Genomic DNA, 17143 nt, shown 5'->3' with positions numbered 1-17143 from the left:
CGAGAAACGGGGCTTCGGCCCCGTTTCTCGTTGACCAGGCTGTTTCGATGCGCGCTGGATGCGCGTGGGAAACGTGTTGGATTTTCGTGCGGTCCGCGCTGGATTCGCGTCAGGAGCGCGCTGGATTTTTGCTGGGAAGCTGCTGGATCCGCGGCAGGTCGGGTTGGATCCTTGTCGGATATGCGCCATCTGCGCGCTAGATTGCCTCGCTATGCTTTTGCCAAGGTGCTTGACGCGGCAAGTTGTATCCTATAAGATACAAAGGAGCAAAGATGGCAGACGGTTCTGTTCAGGTTTTCAGCACGGCGACGTTCGACAGGTGGCTCAGGCGTTTGAAGGACGAAAGCGCTCGCGTGGCCATTCTTGCGAGGATCGCTCGCCTGGAGGACGGGCTTTGGGGCGATGTCCGCTCGATCGGGGATGCGGTGGTCGAATTCCGCGTCATGCAGGGGCCGGGCTATCGTTTGTACGGCATGCGGCATGGGTGCAAGGTCGTTCTGCTTTTGTGTGGCGGAGACAAAGGGTCTCAGCGTTTCGATATCGCGCGAGCGAAGCGGCTTGCTCGGCGCATACGGCAGGAAGGGGCTTTCGATGAAGAATCCGTTTAGACGGCCGCTAAAGGTCAAGGAGTTTTGCGTTTCCGGCTATTTGGACTCCGAGGACGCGATCGCATCGTACCTCACTGCCGCGCTGGCCGAGGGCGATCCCGAGTTCTTCCAAAGGGCTCTCGGCGACGTGGCGAAGGCGCGCGGAGGAATGGCGCAGGTAGCACAGCAGGCAGGGGTCGGTCGCGAAAGCTTGTACAAGTCGCTATCGGCGGAGGGCAACCCGCGGTTCGGCACCGTTGTCGACGTGCTTTCGGCTCTTGGCTTCAAGCTTGAGGTTGTTCCTGACGCATAGGCCGGCCGGAAACGATTGGAAGCGGTGCGGTTTACGCATGGCTTTTTTCGGTAGTCGTCCGCAGCGCCTTCGGAAGGGGAAGGGCTGCTCCTAATGCGGCTGCGGCGATCATCACCACGACGCCTTTCACCGGGAAGCACAGGAACAGCAGCAGCACGGTCATGAGCGGTTGGCGCATGACGCCGCCGACGAGCGCTGCCGTGCAGGTGCACAGGCAGAACACGGGGTCGGCTCCCGTGAGCGTAGCCATGCCGTAGCCGATGGAGACGCCGGCGAAGATGACGGGGAAGAAGTGTCCGCCGCGCCAGCCGAAGCGGATGCACAGGGGCGTGACGGCCACTTTCACGAATCCCGTCGCAAGCAGCGTGACCGCTCCCATGCTCATCCAAGCTTCGTTAAGCTGCTCGGTTTGCACTTCGCCGGCGAACATCGTGAACGGCAACGCGATGCCCATGGTTGCAAGGACAAGCCCCGCGATGATCGCTTTCAGCACCGGGCGATCTCCCATCTTGTCCGACGCCCGCTTGAAGCAGCCGTCGAACGCGCAGAACAGCCACCCGCCTGCCGCGCCGATCAAGGCAAGCGGCAGAAACCAGACCGCTTCGGTTGCGCCGACGTGGATGTCGCTGTAATGCGGAAGCGACATACCCCCGCCGAACAGCGACGACAAGCCCATAAGCGCGCCGAGCGCGCCCGCTATCGCGCAGAAGTACACGACCAGCTTCGAGGTTTTCGGAAGGGTGATGGTCTGCTCGGACCCTTCGGGCTCTCCGCCGTACAGCGGTGCGGCGAACCCGAACAGGGGTGCGGTGAATATGGCGGAAAGCGCAGCCATGGTGCCGACCGAGGTGAGCTGCTTGAAGTCGGATCCGAAGCGCTTCATGCGGTCGCCCACCCAGGTGCAAATGCCGGCGATCGCCCCGGTCAAGCCGGCTTCGGGGCCGACGGAGCCGCCGAAGAACAGCGGAAGAAGCGCCGCGATGGACATGGTTCCCAGCTTGTCGTACTCGTAGCGACCGTCTTGCTTCACTTTGGCCATGACCTCGTTGAGATCTTCCGGGTAAGGGCCGAAGCGCTTGGCGAACAGGCCGATGATCAATCCTCCCACTAGGCAGGCCGCCAGGGGGAAGTACGGCCCGAAATGCGCGGGCATCTTCTCCCATATAAAAGAGATGCCCAGGTTCATGACGAAGAGGAGAAACCACACGAACGCTCCCGCTATGGCTCCGGTCACGATGACCGACGCGACGAACAGGGAACGGTTTGCGAACTTCGCTGCCTTCACGATGGACTCCTAACGCGTGGCGATGTCTCGGGCGCAGGGCAGGCCGTACGCGCCTTGCGCCGTTTGCACGGCGCGCACGATGGCGCCCTGCATGGCTTCGGTGGCCAGCATGGCCACCAGGTCGTAGTCGGCCTCTGCTTCGCACGAGGAGAACGTGAACACGGTGTCGCCGTCGCCGGACGTGTGGACGGGCTTGATGGCCCGGGCGTACGCGTCGTGGACGGTGGATGATACTTTGGTGGCCTGCGCCTTGGTTATGCGGGCGTTCGTGAGGACCAGTCCGATGGTGGTGTTCGGGCAGGGTCCTTCGCTTGGGACCGCGCGGCTTCCGTCGTCTTGGACGCGGCTTGCAAGCTCGGTCAGTGCATCGAGCGGCTCCATGACAAGGCCGTTGGCTCCTCGGCATCCGGCGATCCAGGTGCCGTCGCTTTCGCAGACGTTGCCGAGCGCGTTCACGGCGACGATGGCCACCGCCACCACGTCTCCCATGCGCAGCCCGCAGATGCCCAGCCCCGCCTTCATGGCCCGATCGCCGCCCAGGAGCTTCCCGACCGTGGCCCCGCATCCGGCGCCGACGTTTCCTTCTTCAAGCGGCTCGGTTGCTTTACGCTCGAAAGCTGCGCGGGCGGCGGCGCGGCCCATGGCCGCATCGGGATGCGCGTTTTTGCCTACGAGCAGGTCGAACAGGCATGCTCCGCATACGATCGGCACCCGCGCGCTTTCGACGGGAAAGCCGATCTCGCGTTCCGCCAGCTCCTCCATCACGCCGGTAGACGCGGCTAGGCCGAAAGCGCTGCCGCCCGAAAGGACAACGGCGTGCACGGCTTGGATCATGTTCTCCGGCTTGAGCAGATCGGTCTCGCGCGTGGCGGGACCGCCTCCGCGCACATCGACGCCGCAGACGCCTCCTTCGGGCGCGATGACCACGGTGCAGCCCGTTGCCGCAGCGGCATCGTGCGCGTGGCCGCACAAGAACGCGGGCAGGTCGGAAAGGGAAGCGGGCTGGAGCATAGCGGTTCCTTCCTGAGGAGACTGGTCATGCAGTAGTCGCATTGTACACCGTTGAAGGAGCCTTCGCTGCCGAAGGGCGCAACCGGGCCGCACCGGCTTCGGCTTGCCGGTGGAAAGATGCCGGGATCGAACTTATGTCGGCTTGCGGCGCCCTCTTCGCAGTGATACGGTGGAAACCCTTTCAAACCGCTGCATCCCTCCCTTACGATGGGAGTGATTCGCATGCCAGATTTTCTGACCAAGACCGCTTGTCGCGGACGTCGTCCGCAGCGATTCGTCTCGGCCCGCCACTACCGGCGCCCCGACCTCATTGCGAAGTTGCTGAGGGAGCGCCATGTCCCCCGGTTCATCGTTGCGCCCGAGGGATTCGGCAAATCGTTCGTAGCGCTGGAGTACGCGGAAACGGTTTTCCGGTTCGAGCACGTGTTTTGGATCGACGCGAAAAGCCCGTGCTTTTTGCGCGATCTCGATGACGGGCGCATTGCCAAGACGCTTTCCTCGGAAGACCGCGCTCCGTTCTTGGCTGTTGTCGAGGACGTGCCCTCGCTGGACCCTCAGCGCGTCGAGTTGCTGTCTCGCGAGATGGACGCGCTGATCGACCGTGGCTGCGAGGTTCTGGTCACCTGCCTGCCCATGCGCGATGCCTTCCATGGGCAGCGGGACCGCCTCAAGCTGGGGGCCGCGGACTTGCTGTTGACCGATGCCGAGCTTGATGCTTTGCGCACGGCTGCCGAGCGCGAGGCCGAACCCGCCGCCCTCATGCCGACGGCTCGTCGCATCGCGACGCTTGTGTGGGGGACGCCCGACGATCGCGCAGCGTTTCTCGCGTCGGTTGCGAAAGAGGAGCTTCCCGCCGATTTGATGCTCCCCTTGTTTTCGATGCTGTGCCTGCAAAACGGCGCGCTTACCGACCTTGCGGCGTTCGGTTCCTGCGAGGACGATTCGATTGCGATTTTGTCGGAGCAGTATCCTTACCTGGGGATCGACTGTAGGAAAGAACGCTTCGACGCCGCCTCTTTTTCGATGGACGAGCTGTCGGAGGCGTTTTCGCCGACATTGCCCGGCCTTGCGGAGAGGTCGGTGTTTTCCGACGCCGATGCGCTCGCGACGCACATTGCGGACGCGTTGCTGAAGCGCGAGCAGCTTGCGCGTGCGTGCGATGCGGCTCGCTTGCTGGCATCGCGCAAGGCGCGCGCGGTATGGTTGGCAAGCCGGGGCCGCGAGCTTTCCGACGGGGCCTGCCTGGTCCCCGCGTGCGGCGTGTACCGCTCGCTCGGCGGGGAGAAAGCCGGTCTGGCCTGCTCCCTCGACGCCGCGGAGGCCGCGCGGCGCGCCTTGTTGGGGGATCGCGACTCAGCCTGCGCCGTTGCGCGACGGGTGAGCGGGTCTTCTGCCGCCACAGTCGGATTGCGAGCCGCCGCGGCGCTCGTCTTGGGCCGATGCGCCGAAGAAGGGGAGCGCCGTCGCGCTATTCGCCTGGCCTCGTCGCTGGCCCTTGCTCCCGAAGCCGCGCGCGAGGATGACGGGTTTTTGCCGGATGCGGACGGGCGGTCTCTTGCGGCGGCAGCTGCCGTGCAGGATGCGCTTGAGACGTCGTGCACGGAAGGAGCGAAAGCGTGGTTGGCCTGGTACGAAGGCGGCGTTCGCGGGCGCATGATGGCCTATGCTGCAGCTTGGGTGCTCTCTTGCGCGGAGCTTGAAGCGCGCACCGGGCGATCGCGGGCCGAGGCCTTGCCCTCGGAACCGGTCGACCAGGTGGCTGTCGTGGTGCGAGCGCGCGTTTCGACGCTTGCGCAGGACGCATTGCGGCTTTTCGACGGAATGGCGGGCGCGGGGCTCGAGCGCGCATGCGAAAGCGGAGCGGTGTCGGTGCCTTCCCTTGACGCGCGCTCGTCTTTGGCCGTGCGCCGCGTCGAGATGGCCCTGTTCTCCCAGCGTGCGGATCATGAGCGCATCGAGCGAGAGCGCGCCGAGCGCCGCTTCGTGTTCTCGGCCACCCATCCCGATGCGCTCAGCAGCCAGTCTTGCATGCCCGCGCCGTCTGCGGCCATCGGGGCGACGCCGAGGCTCACGGTGAACCTGTTCGGCGGCTTGGACGTGCGCATAGGGGGCAAGCGGGTCGACGATGCGCTGTTCAGGAGGCAGAAGGTCAAAACGTTGCTGGCGCTTCTCGTGCTCAACCGGGGGCGCGAATTCTCGCGCGACAAACTGGTTTCGCTGCTGTGGCCGGAAAGCCCGCTGGAAGCGGCGCGCAAGAATTTCTACGGGGTTTGGAGCCTTTTGCGGCGTGCGCTCAAAACGCCGGACGGCACCTGCCCGTACCTGATTCGGCAGCAACGCGGACTGCGCCTCGATGCCGACCTGCTGGACAGCGACGTTGTTCAGTTGGACGACGTGTGCAACAAGCTGTTGTTCGAACAGCCGGGATACGGGGGATGGGCATACTTGTTTTCGCAGGTGAACGACAGGTTCTCAGACGACATCCTTCCCAGCGAGAATAACAATGACGCCCTTGTGGGCAGGCGGGCCGAATGTCGCGACAAGCTGGTGGACGCCTTGGTGGCGGCTTCGACGCGACTGGTGGGAGCGGGCGAAGTGCGCGAGGGGCTGTGGTTCGCCCGGGCTGCGCTGCAGCGCGACGGCGGGCGGGAGGATGCGTACGTGGCGCTCATGGAGGCCCAGCTGGGGGCGGGGCAGCGCAGCGCGGCGCTCGAGACGTACTTCGCATGCCGCCGCTACTTGGTGAACGAACTGGGCATCGATCCGTCCATCGAGACCACGCGCCTGTACCGCAGCATCATCGAGAGCGAAGAGGAGCTTGAATGACCGGCCGTCGACCGCAGGGAAAAACGCTGTTTCCGCAGCCCCGCGCGTTGTCGCCCGCATCGGGGCCGGCGGTGCGAAAATGCTGTTGAGATTATTGACCGGCCGATGGCGGCGGGTTCGTTATGTTAGAGTGGTTCGTGCTGTATTCAAACGTTCGACCGCGCGACCGGCGCAGTTCCGGCCGCGAAAAGGATGGCGCATACATGGCTGGATTCCTATCCAAGCTGCTAACGCTCGGTGAGGGCAAGCAGATGAAGAATTACGAGGCGACCGTAGCCAAGGTCAACGCCCTCGAGACCCAGATGCAGGCGAAGACCGACGAAGAGCTGCGCGCGCTTACCGCCGCTTTCCGCGAGCGCGCTCAAGGAGGAGAAGACCTCAAGAGCCTGCTGCCCGAGGCGTTCGCCACCGTGCGCGAAGCGTCCGTGCGCACGTTGGGCCTGCGGCATTTCGACGTGCAGTTGATCGGCGGCATGGCCTTGAACGACGGCCAGATCGCCGAGATGAAAACCGGCGAGGGCAAGACCCTCGTTTCCACGTTGGCCGGCTACTTGAACGCCCTTTCGGGCAACAACGTGCACGTGGTCACCGTGAACGACTACCTGGCCCGGCGCGACAGCGAGTGGATGGGGCAGGTGTACCGCTTCCTCGGCATGGAGGTGGGCCTCATCCAGAACGGCATGCGCCCGGACAAGAAGAAGCCCGCGTACTTGGCTGACGTCACGTACGGCACGAACAGCGAGTTCGGCTTCGACTACCTGCGCGACAACATGGTGACCCGTGCCGAGGCGCGCGTGCAGCGCGGGCATCATTTCGCCATCGTCGACGAGGTGGACTCCATTCTCATCGACGAGGCGCGAACCCCGCTCATCATCTCCGGCGCGGGCACGCAGGCGGCCGAAACGTACAACAAGTTCGCCCGCGTCATGGCCGGCCTTCGCCTTGACGAGGACTTCGAGATGGACGAGGCGAAGAAGACCATCAACGCCACGGAGAGCGGCCTTGAGAGAATCGAGGCCATGCTGGGGATCGACGACATCTACGCCGATCCGTCCGGGCAGCTTCCGAACCACCTCCAGCAAGCCTTGAAGGCCCAGTTCCTGTTCCATCGCGACGTGGATTACGTGGTGGTGAACGGGGAAGTGAAGATCGTCGACGAGTTCACGGGCCGCATCATGGAGGGACGGCGCTATTCCGAGGGCCTGCATCAGGCGCTCGAGGCGAAAGAGCGCGTCCTCGTGCGCGAGGAGAACCAGACGCTGGCCACCATCACGCTGCAGAACTACTTTCGCCTGTACGAGAAACTGTCCGGCATGACAGGTACGGCCATGACCGAGGACGCCGAGTTCCGCGAGATCTACAAGCTGCCCGTCGTGGCCATTCCGCCGAACCGCCCGGTTGCTCGAAAGGACGAGAACGACCTGATCTACCGCACGGTGGAGGCGAAGTTCAACGCCGTGGCCGACGACGTTGCCGAGCGCAACGCGAACGGTCAGCCCTGCCTTATCGGCACGGTGTCCATCGAAAGCTCCGAGAAGCTGTCGCGCCTGCTGGACAAGCGCGGCATCGCGCACGAGACCCTGAACGCGAAGAACCACGAGCGCGAAGCCCATATCATCGCGCAGGCGGGCCGCGTAGGCGCCGTGACCATTGCCACGAACATGGCGGGCCGCGGTACCGACATCCTTTTGGGCGGCAACCCCGACGTGATGGCCGACGACGTTCTGCGCGCGCGGGGCTTCGACCCCGAGCTGGACGCCGACGCCGAGGTGGAAGAGGGCAAGCCGCCCGCGCCTACCGCCGAGCAGCGAGCGGATGCGCTCGCCGAGGCCAAGCGCGTTTGCGCCGAAGAGCACGACGCCGTGATCGCTGCGGGCGGCCTGACCGTCATCGGCACCGAGCGCCACGAGTCCCGGCGTATCGACAACCAGTTGCGCGGCCGCGCCGGCCGTCAGGGCGATCCGGGCGTGACGCAGTTCTACCTGTCGCTCGAAGACGACCTCATGCGCCTGTTCGGCGGCAACCGCATGGACTCCATCGGGCGCATGATGGAGAAGACCGACATGCCCGACGACATGCCCATTCAAGCCGGCATGGTGTCGAAGGCCATCGAGGGCGCGCAGCGCCAGGTGGAGAGCATGCACTTCGCCGCTCGTAAGAACGTGCTCGAGTACGACGACGTCATGAACCTGCAGCGCGCGGCCATTTACGGAGAGCGCAACGCCATCCTGGACGGCAAGGACATGGACGAGCGCATTCCCCAGATCGTGAGCGACGCGGCGGAGGCTGCGGTGCAGGAGAACTGCCCCGCCAAGGCTCCCAGCGACGACTGGGACAGCAAGGCCGTGGAGGCGTGGGCCGCCAACATGACGGGCCGCGACGACTTCCGCGTAAGCGAAGTCGACCACGACGACGATCCGGCGGTTCTGGCCGAAGGCTTGACGGACTACCTTGAGCGCGTGTACGACGAGAAGTCCGAGCAGTTGGGCGAGTCGGTCATGAAGATGCTCGAGAGCCAGGTCATGCTGCGTATCATCGATACGCGCTGGATGGCCCATCTGCAGGAGATGGATTACCTGAAGGCCGGTATCGGCTTGCGCGCGTTCGGTCAGCGCGACCCCCTGGTCGAGTACAAGAACGAAGCGTACAACGCCTTCCAAAGCCTGACGGCGGGCATGTACGAAGACTACCTGCGTACGCTCTTGCGTCTTCAGGTGGCCGTGAAGCAAGACCAGCCCGAACTGGCCGAGGAAAAAAGCCCGCTTGACGGTAAGGTGAGCTATTCGTCGCCCGAGCAGGTGCTCGAGGAAACGGGCGTCGCAGCGGCGCGCAGGCAGGCTGCGGCTTCTGGAGCTCCGGCTGCCGACGGCCAGCCGGCAAGGCCTCCCAAGCCTGCGGCGGCCAAGCCGCAAACCTACGTCAAGGACAAGGACGACCCCTTCGCCGACGTAGGACGCAACGACCCGTGCCCGTGCGGCTCGGGCCTTAAGTACAAGAAGTGCCACGGTAAGAATCTGTAGGAACATGGCTGATAGAGACTTGAAAGACTTAGAGCAGGTGGCCCGTCGCGTGGAAGACGCGCGCGGGTACCTGCACATCGAAGACAAAACGGCGGAGCTCGAAAAGCTTGACGCCGAGATCGCGTCGCCGGGCTTTTGGGACGACGCGTCCCATGCGCAAAGCGTGTCGAAGCAGGCCAGCGTGCTGCGCGACACGATCGGCGAGTACGACGAGGCGGCGGCTCTTTTGGAGGACGCGCGCGCCGCGTTCGAGCTGGCCGCGGAAGACGAGCTGTTCGCCGACGAGGCCCAATCCGCGCTCGACGCGCTCGACGGCATGCTGGACAAGCTGGAGATCAGCTCGTGGTTCTCCGAGCGCTTCGACGGGGGAGACGCCATTTTGACGGTGAACCCCGGGTCGGGCGGCTTGGAAGCCCAGGACTGGACCGAGATGCTGTATCGCATGTACGCCCGCTACGCCGAGGGCAAAGGGTGGAAGGTCACCGTGCTCGACGTGGTTCCGGGCGAGGGCATCGGATTGGACAAGGCCACCATCCAGGTGGAGGGCCGCAACGCTTTCGGCATGCTGAAAAGCGAAAACGGCGTGCATCGTCTGGTGCGCATCAGCCCGACCGATGACAAGAAGCGCCGACACACCACGTTTGCCGGCGTGGAGGTGCTTCCGGTGCTTCCCGACGACATCGAGGTGGATCTCAATCCCTCCGACGTGCGCGTGGACGTGTACCGGTCGAGCGGCCCGGGCGGTCAGTGCGTCAACACCACCGACTCGGCCGTGCGCCTCACGCACGTGCCCACCGGCATCGTGGTCACGTGCCAGAACGAGAAATCCCAGCTGCAGAACAAGGAAGCCGCGTTTCGCGTGCTGAAGGCGAAGCTTTACGAGCGCGAAGAGCAGAAGCGCGCTCAGGAGCTGGCCGAACTGCGCGGCGAGCGCATGGACTCCACGTTCGGCAGCCAGATTCGCAATTACGTGCTGTATCCCTATCAAATGGTTAAAGACGTCCGCAGCGGCATCGAGACCGGCAACGTGGACGCGGTCCTCGACGGCGATCTGGACGAGTTCGTGGTGGGCTATCACCGTTGGAGAGTGTCCCAATAATGAAAGGAACAGGAATGACCGAGCTTGAACGGCGGGCGAACGAGATGCGCAAGGACATCGTGCGCATGATCGCGGAAGCGGGCAGCGGGCACCCGGGCGGGTCGCTCTCGTGCGCCGACATCCTATGCGCGCTGTACTTTGGAGGCGTCCTCGAGCACGACTCCCAGAATCCCGACGACGAAGCGCGCGATCGCTTCATCTTGGCTAAAGGCCATGCTGCGCCGGCGCTCTACGCCGTGCTCGCGCATGCGGGCTACTTCCCGCGCGAGGAACTGCTGACGCTGCGCAAGCTGGGGGGCCGTTTGCAGGGCCATCCCGATTCCAGCTTGGTTCCCGGCGTTGAGGTGTCCACCGGCTCGCTCGGCCAGGGGCTGTCCGTTGCGGCGGGCGCTGCCGCCGGCTTGAAGCTTGACGGGAAGGACCAGACGGTGTTCGCGCTTCTCGGCGACGGCGAGTGCCAGGAGGGCCAGGTATGGGAAGCCGCTATGTTCGCAGCTCACCGCAATCTGGACAACCTGGTGGCCATCGTGGATCGCAACTGCCTGCAGATTGACGGCGACACGGCCGACGTGTGCGATCCGGGCGATCTGGTGGCGAAGTTCCAGGCGTTCGGTTGGGACGCGCGCGAGGTCGACGGACACGACATCGACGCCCTCGTCGAAGCGCTTTCGGCTGCGAAGGCGGATCGTCAGGGCAAGCCCCATGCGTTCATCGCTCGCACGGTGAAGGGAAAGGGCGTGTCATTCATGGAGCATCAAGCGGGTTGGCACGGCAAGGCGCCGTCGCCCGAGCAGACCGAGGCCGCGCTGGCCGACTTGGCGGCGCTGGAGGAGAAGGAGGCCTGCCGTGGTTAAGCTGGCAGACGAAACGCAGTCCCAGGTCAAGCGCGCAACGCGCGCAGCGTACGGAGCGACGCTTGCAGAGCTGGCCGGCGAGGGCCTGCCGGTCGTTGCCGTGGACGCCGACCTGACGGGTTCGACCACCACCAAGAAGCTGGCCGACGCTGGCTTTGAGGATCGCCTGTTCAACTGCGGCATCGCCGAGCAGAACATGGTCGACGTGGCGGCGGGCCTGGCCATCACGGGGCACGTGGCCTACACGGGCTCGTTCGCCGTGTTCGGCACGGGCCGCGCTTACGACCAGATCCGCAACACCGTGTGCTACAGCAAGCTGGACGTGAAGATCGCCCCCACGCATGCGGGCATTTCCGTCGGACCCGACGGCGGCAGCCACCAGATGCTCGAGGACGTCTCGCTCATGCGCGGGCTTCCCAACATGCGCGTGCTGGTGCCGGCCGACTATGCGGCGGCGCGCGCCGCGATCCGCCTGGCCGCGACCACGCCCGGCCCGGTCTACGTGCGCATGGGCCGCGCGTCCGTCCCCGCCGTCTACGCCGACGGCGTAGAGCTTGAGCTGGGTCGCGCCTACGTGCTGCGCGAAGGATCCGACGCCACCATCGTGGCGTGCGGCGTCGAGGTCGAGCAGGCGCTCAAGGCTGCGGACATGCTCGCTGAAGAGGGCGTTCAGGTCGAGGTCATCGATGCGTTCAGCGTCAAGCCCCTTGACGAGGAGACCGTCGTGGCGTCCGCGGCGAAGACGGGCCGCGTGGTGGTGGCCGAGGAGCACAGCGTCTACGGTGGCTTGGGATCGGCTGTGGCGGAGGTGCTTGCGCGCACGAATCCGACGCCGGTCGAGTTCGTGGGCATGCGCGATCAGTTCGGCAAATCGGGCGAGTTCGAGGAGCTTCTTGACTACTTCAACCTGGGTTCGCGGGCGATTGTCGAAGCTGTGAAGAAGGTTATGGCCCGATAGCGGTTCTGCTAGAATCAGGCCGTCTCAGTACATCACTATTTGAACGGAGCATTCTGTGACGAACGACATCAGCCAAGGGGTTCCTGCGCGCCCGCAGCGGCGCGGCGGTGCCCATGCGGCGCCGGTGCGGCAAACTGCGTCGCAGCTGTCCGCGTCGCTGCCGGTGCTGGAAGTCGATGACATTCCCCAGCAAACGGGCACCCCGGTCATCACGTTCGACCATGTGACGAAGGTGTACCCCGCGCAGCCGAACAAGCCGGCTCTCAACGATATCTCCCTGCAGATCTACGCGGGCGAGTTCATCTTCTTGGTAGGCCATTCCGGTTCGGGCAAGTCGACCTTCATCCGCATGCTCATTCGCGAGGTGAAGCCCACGCAGGGTCATATCTACGTGGCTGACGAGGACCTGTCCACCATGCGCAACTGGCGCGTGCCGTACTTGCGCCGCAACATCGGATGCGTGTTCCAGGACTTCAAGCTCCTGCCGAACAAGACCGTGTTCGAGAACGTCGCGTTCGCCCTTGAGGTAATCGGCAAGAGCCGTCACGTCATCAAGACGCAGGTCCCCGAGGTTTTGCGCCTGGTGGGCCTGCAGGACAAGCTCAACAAGCGCCCCGATCAGCTTTCCGGCGGCGAGCAGCAGCGCGTGTCCATCGCCCGCGCCATCGTGAACCGCCCGCCGCTGCTCATCTGCGACGAGCCCACGGGAAACCTGGACCCGCAGACCTCGCGTGGCATCATGGACCTGCTTGAGCGCATCAACCGTACGGGCACCACGGTGCTCGTTGCCACGCATGACCGCGAAATGGTCGACAACATGCGTCGTCGCGTTATCGCGCTCGACCGCGGCAACCTGACCCGCGACCAGGATAGGGGGGTGTACGGTTTCGATGTCTAGTTTCTTCTACTTCTTGCGCGAGTCGCTCACCGGCTTCACGCGCAACCTTTCAACGGCACTGGGCTCCATCGTCACCATCTTCCTGTCGCTTCTGATCATCGGCATTTTCTTCGTTGCCGGCCTTGTGGTCGAGAACGTGGTTTCGTCGGTCGAGAACGAGGTGTCCATCACGGCGTATGTGGCCGACGACGCTCCCGAAGCCGACATCCAGAGCGTTTCGAGCTACGTCAAGGGTCTTGAGGGCGTGGCCTCGGTTGGGTTCACGACGAAGGACCAGGCGCTCGAGAAATTCCGCTCTACGTCGAGCTCCGACATCATCGACACGCTCGACGGGCAGAACCCCTTGCCGGCTTCGATCGACATCGAGCTGTCCGACCCGCAGTTGGTCGAGCAGGTTGCCTCGTCGCTGCTGGGCAATACGACGTACCAAAAGATCAGCGAGGATCCCAGCGATCCTGCCGATTCCGTCAAGTACGGCGAGAAGACGGTTGAGCGGCTGTTCGCTCTGACCAACTACGTGCGCTACGTGGGCATAGCCCTGGTTGGCTTGCTCGTGTTCATCGCGCTTGTGTTCATCAACAACACCATTCGCCTTGCCATTCTTGCCCGTCGCAAGGAGATTGCCATCATGCGCTTGGTGGGTGCGTCGAACGGCTTCATCCGCGGGCCCTTCCTCATGGAAGGCGCGCTGCACGCTATCATCGGCTCGCTTTTGGCGGTCGGGTGCTTGGAGCTGCTTCGCAACTTCGCGTTGCCGCGCCTGCAAAGCGCGCTCATGTTCTTGAACTTCGACATCTCCTTGAACATGTTCCTGCTCATCTATGCGGTGCTGATCGTTTCCGGCCTGTTCATCGGCTTGGTCGGCTCTGCATTGGCTATGCGTCGCTACCTCAAGGTGTAGCGTTTCGCGTGGAAGGTCATGGCGAAGCATACTGACAGTTCGAAGATTGCCGCGTCCGCGCGTAAAGCGCGGGCGCGCAACGTGCGCCTTATCAAGGCGTTCTCTTTCTTTGCCGTAGTGTGCCTGGCGTTTGTCGGCGGCTTTTTCGTGCGCGGCGAAATTCCCTTGCTGGAGTCCTTGGGGATGGGCGGGCTTCCCGGAGATTCCCAAACCTCGTTGAGAAGCGACTCGTCGCGCGACGCGTACGGATCGTTGGGCGCGCGCGTCGGCGAAGTGGAGGACATCCTCAAAAACGACAGCTTGGACTCCTACGATCTTGATACGGCAACCTCGAACGTGCTCGAGGCGTTCGCCAAGACCACGCAGGATCCGTACCTGCGCTACTACGATGCGAACCGCTATGCCGCGCTTATGAAGGACAGCGCGGGAAGCTATGCGGGCATCGGTGTGCTGTTCTCGGAATACAACGGGCGCGCGTACGCCGTGGACGTGTTCGAGGGTTCCGCTGCTCAGGCCGCCGACGTGCGCCAAGGCGATTTCGTCGTGGCCATCGACGGCGATCGCGATCACGACTGGACCACCACGGAGGTGGCTGCGGCTCTGCGCCGAGACGAAGGGGAGGACGCCGTCATAACCTGGCGGCGGGCTGCGTCCCTTGAAGACGAAGGCGGCGAGGAATTCACCACCACGCTTTCGTGCTCGAGCTACACCGTGAAAAACGTCGTCACCGAGCTTTCGGGTTCCGTGGGCTACATCCAGCTCAAGCAGGTTACCCAGAACGCGTCCAGCTTGGTGAGCAGCGCGATTTCCGATCTGGAATCGCAAGGGGCGCTTTCGTTCGTCCTGGATATCCGCGACAATCCCGGTGGCTTCTTGACGCAGTCGGTGGACGTGGCCAGCTTGTTCGTGAAGAGCGGCACCGTGGTCAAGATCCAGACGAAGGAAGCCGAAGAAACCACGAAGAACGCGAACGGCACCATTGCGACCGACAAGCCCCTTGTGGTGCTGGTCAATGGGAACACGGCGGCTTCCGCCGAGGTGCTGGCCGCCGCGCTCAAAGACAACCAGCGTGCTACGCTCGTGGGATCGACCACCCTCGGGAAGGGTTCGGTCCAGGTCACGCGCGACCTCAGCTTCGGCGGAGCGCTTCGCTACACCGCCGCGTACTACAAGAGCCCGCTCGGCCACAACATCGACCAGGTGGGCGTGGTGCCCGACATCGCGGTGGGCCTGTCCGAAGGGGTCGACAATCAAAAGGCGCTTGCCATCGAAACCGCTCAGTCGCTTGTGAGGGAGTAGAGCCGTGGCTCGTTCCCGTTCGCATACGCGGCGCGCACCCCGCGCTCATCCTCGAGGCGTCCTGATGGTTCGCGCGGGCGGCTTCGGCTTCGTGCAGACCGCCGAGGGCGAGTTCTTCGTGCCGGAGTCGAAGATGGCGGGTGCGTTCGACGGCGATTTGGTGGAGCTGGCCCCTCTCCCCGCGCCGAAGGGCGGTGGAAAGCAGCCGCACGAGCGGCACGGATCCCCTGCGACGGAGAAGCCGGCTGCGCGCGTGCTGCGCGTGATCGACCGCGCGCACGATACGCTGGTTGGCCGCTACGAGGTGGCCGAACCTTTCGGCGTCGTGGTTCCGGAGGATACGCGCATCCCCTACGACATTTTCACGATGCGCTCAGAATACCCTGATATCGAGGACGGCTCGCTTGTCCGCGTGCGCATCTCCACGTTTCCCTCCCGCAACACGGCGGCGACGGGGGTTATCGAAGAAGTGCTCGGCAAGGCCGACGAGGAGGCCGCGGCGATAGATTTGGTGATCGCGCGGCACAAGCTCGAGACGACGTTTTCCGAAGGCGCGCTTTCGGAGGCGCGCGCTGCGACGGTCGACGAGGATGCCGCGCTGGCCGAAGGGTACCGCGATCTGCGCGAGCGCTTCACGTTCACCATCGACCCTGCGGATGCGCGCGACTTCGATGATGCGATCTCCTTGGATCCTGTCGTTTTGACGAACGGCGAAATCGTGCTGAGCCAGCCGGCGCGCCGGGAGGAAGCTCCTCGCGGCATGCGGTTCGTGGACGGGCGCGGGGCGGAGGCCGTACGCTGGCGGCTGGGCGTGCATATCGCGGACGTTTCGCATTACGTGCCGTGGAACTCGTCGCTTGACCTGGATGCGCGGCGCCGCGCAACAAGCGTGTACCTGGTCGATCGGGTGATTCCGATGCTGCCGGAGGAGCTGTCGGGCGATCTGTGCTCGCTGCGCCCGAACGAAGTGCGGCGCTCGATGACGGTCGATCTGTACCTCGACGACGATGCGCGGTTGGTTTCGTACGATCTGTACCCCGCCCTTATTCGCTCGAACGCGCGCTTGTCGTACGACGAGGCGCAGGACATGCTCGACGCCCAGACCGAAGCCGACGACCAGCTTGCCTGGCGCCTTGCCCGTCTTTCGCTCATTGCGCGCAGGCGCTCGGCGGCGCGCGAAGCGGCGGGGGGGCTGGACTTCGACACGGTGGAAGCACGCGTGCGCCTCGATCGGGAGGGGCATCCCGTTGCCATAGACCTCAGGCGCAAGACCGACGCGACCTCGCTGATCGAAGAGGCGATGATCTTCGCGAACGAAACGGTGGCCCGCCACTTGGACGACGCTCGGTTCCCGAGCTTGTTTCGCGTGCACGAGCAGCCGTCGGCGGACAGCCTGGCGGCTCTGATCCCGGTGTTTCAGGAGTTCTCGTGGTTCGACCTGGTCGATCAGGACAAGCTGGTGGCGGGCGATCCCCGGGTGCTGCAGCAGGTTCTTCAGGCCAGTGCTTCCCGCGCGGAAGGGGAGCTGGTCTCGTCGCTGCTGCTTCGTTCCATGAAGCGGGCGGTTTACCGGCCCGCGTGCGAGCCCCACTACGGGCTTGCCAGCAGCGCGTACGCGCATTTCACGTCCCCTATCAGGCGCTATCCTGATCTGGTGGTGCATCGCATGCTGAAGGCGCAGCTGACGAAGCGGTCGGAGCGATTCGATCAGGAGGTTGCGGCGCTTCCCTGGATAGCCGAGCATTCCTCGGATATGGAGCGTGTGGCCGAGAAGGCGGCGCGCGAATCCCAGGAAATCAAAATCATCGAGTACTTGCAGGCGTTCGTGGGCCAGTCGTTTTCCGCCGTGGTGTCGGGCGTGGCCACGTACGGGCTGTACGTGCGGTTGGACAACACCGCCGAAGGTTTGGTGCCCGTGAGGAACCTGGGGCCTGAGTACTTCGCGTTCGATCCGGTTCAGCATCGCCTGACCGGCCAGGATACGGGCGCAACCTATCGCTTGGGGCAGCGCCTTGCCGTGGTTTTGACGTCCGCCGACCCGCGCGCCAGGCGGCTGGATTTCCGTCCCGTTCAACAGGGGCGGTAGCCGGGG

The 17143-nt window shown here is 64.3% G+C and carries 13 protein-coding genes; 11 read left to right on the top strand and 2 right to left on the bottom strand.

Going from position 1 to position 17143, the window contains the following annotated elements:
- Positions 1–272 precede the first annotated feature (272 nt).
- Positions 273–608, top strand: coding sequence for a type II toxin-antitoxin system RelE/ParE family toxin (locus LQE90_RS10405; protein WP_216529672.1), 336 nt, complete (start codon positions 273–275; stop codon positions 606–608).
- Positions 592–900, top strand: a complete 309-nt coding sequence (locus tag LQE90_RS10400) for an addiction module antidote protein (RefSeq protein WP_216529671.1) — start codon at positions 592–594, stop codon at positions 898–900. Before LQE90_RS10405 ends, LQE90_RS10400 begins: the two co-directional genes overlap by 17 nt.
- 31 nt (positions 901–931) lie before the next feature.
- On the opposite strand, the gene LQE90_RS10395 is transcribed toward LQE90_RS10400, so the two are convergent.
- Together LQE90_RS10395 and LQE90_RS10390 are read right to left on the bottom strand one after the other, a co-directional pair.
- A complete protein-coding gene (locus tag LQE90_RS10395) occupies positions 932–2185 on the bottom strand; it encodes a chloride channel protein (RefSeq protein ID WP_216529670.1) in 1254 nt (417 codons plus the stop codon).
- Positions 2186–2194: 9 nt separating this feature from the next.
- Positions 2195–3196, bottom strand: coding sequence for a P1 family peptidase (locus LQE90_RS10390; protein WP_216529669.1), 1002 nt, complete (start codon positions 3194–3196; stop codon positions 2195–2197).
- Positions 3197–3418: 222 nt separating this feature from the next.
- Here LQE90_RS10390 and LQE90_RS10385 point away from each other — a divergent pair, with 222 nt between their 5' ends.
- The 9 genes from LQE90_RS10385 (at position 3419) to LQE90_RS10345 (ending at position 17137) form a co-directional block, all read left to right on the top strand.
- Positions 3419–6022, top strand: coding sequence for an AfsR/SARP family transcriptional regulator (locus LQE90_RS10385; RefSeq protein ID WP_216529668.1), 2604 nt, complete (start codon positions 3419–3421; stop codon positions 6020–6022).
- Between the two features lie 203 nt (positions 6023–6225).
- Positions 6226–9042, top strand: coding sequence for a preprotein translocase subunit SecA (gene secA / locus LQE90_RS10380; RefSeq protein ID WP_114567586.1), 2817 nt, complete (start codon positions 6226–6228; stop codon positions 9040–9042).
- Between the two features lie 4 nt (positions 9043–9046).
- A complete protein-coding gene (prfB, locus tag LQE90_RS10375) occupies positions 9047–10141 on the top strand; it encodes a peptide chain release factor 2 (protein ID WP_114567585.1) in 1095 nt (364 codons plus the stop codon).
- Between the two features lie 14 nt (positions 10142–10155).
- The gene (locus LQE90_RS10370; RefSeq protein WP_114567584.1) at positions 10156–10995 is read left to right on the top strand and encodes a transketolase; all 840 of its coding nucleotides are present in this window, start codon (positions 10156–10158) and stop codon (positions 10993–10995) included.
- The gene (locus tag LQE90_RS10365) at positions 10988–11953 is read left to right on the top strand and encodes a transketolase family protein (RefSeq protein WP_114567583.1); all 966 of its coding nucleotides are present in this window, start codon (positions 10988–10990) and stop codon (positions 11951–11953) included. The genes LQE90_RS10370 and LQE90_RS10365 overlap by 8 nt, the downstream gene beginning before the upstream one ends.
- A 55-nt stretch (positions 11954–12008) precedes the next feature.
- On the top strand, positions 12009–12851 hold the full coding sequence (gene ftsE / locus LQE90_RS10360; protein WP_114567582.1) for a cell division ATP-binding protein FtsE: 843 nt from the start codon (positions 12009–12011) through the stop codon (positions 12849–12851).
- Positions 12844–13752, top strand: a complete 909-nt coding sequence (gene ftsX / locus LQE90_RS10355) for a permease-like cell division protein FtsX (protein WP_216529667.1) — start codon at positions 12844–12846, stop codon at positions 13750–13752. The genes ftsE and ftsX overlap by 8 nt, the downstream gene beginning before the upstream one ends.
- Before the next feature lie 18 nt (positions 13753–13770).
- Positions 13771–15051: a S41 family peptidase gene (locus tag LQE90_RS10350; RefSeq protein ID WP_216529666.1), complete on the top strand. Its 1281-nt coding sequence runs from the start codon at positions 13771–13773 to the stop codon at positions 15049–15051.
- Between the two features lie 4 nt (positions 15052–15055).
- On the top strand, positions 15056–17137 hold the full coding sequence (locus LQE90_RS10345) for a ribonuclease R family protein (RefSeq protein WP_216529665.1): 2082 nt from the start codon (positions 15056–15058) through the stop codon (positions 17135–17137).
- Positions 17138–17143 lie beyond the last annotated feature (6 nt).

It is taken from the genome of Paraeggerthella hominis, assembly GCF_021044775.1.
Taxonomy (GTDB): domain Bacteria; phylum Actinomycetota; class Coriobacteriia; order Coriobacteriales; family Eggerthellaceae; genus Paraeggerthella; species Paraeggerthella hominis.
Note: the sequence above shows the minus strand (reverse complement) of the source record. Positions and strands in the feature narration are given on the sequence as shown.